General features: G+C 40.1%; 1 protein-coding gene. It reads right to left on the reverse strand.

Annotation, left to right across the window (positions count from 1 at the left end; all coding sequences use genetic code 11):
- On the reverse strand, window positions 1-459 hold a 459-nt coding region (locus tag IU405_RS00160), incomplete at both ends, for an Ig-like domain-containing protein (protein WP_197436652.1).

Consider the following 459-nt stretch of genomic DNA (forward strand, 5'->3'; position numbering starts at 1 on the left):
ACAGTTACAGTCACAGTCGCAGTAGATTGATCCCCATTAGAATCTGTAATAGTATAATCAAAGGTATCTGTTCCATTAAAGTTCGCAGCAGGCGTGTACACTAAAGTATCATCTGTAGGATCATTAGGCGTTCCATTGGTATTCACAGCCACAGTTCCACCATTAGCAGACGTTGCAGAAGGAATAGAGATAGCACCAATATTTGGACCATCACCACCAAAAGAATCGTTGGTTAAAACGTTAATTACATTAGAAGCAGAATCCTCATTTACAGTAGCAATATCATCCACAGCCGTAGGTAAGTCATTTACAGGAGAGACAGTTACAGTCACAGTCGCAGTAGATTGATCCCCATTAGAATCTGTAATAGTATAATCAAAGGTATCTGTTCCATTAAAGTTCGCAGCAGGCGTGTACACTAAAGTATCATCTGTAGGATCATTAGGCGTTCCATTGGTA

Origin of the sequence: Polaribacter sp. BAL334, from assembly GCF_015767435.1 — a bacterium.
Lineage (GTDB): Bacteria > Bacteroidota > Bacteroidia > Flavobacteriales > Flavobacteriaceae > Polaribacter.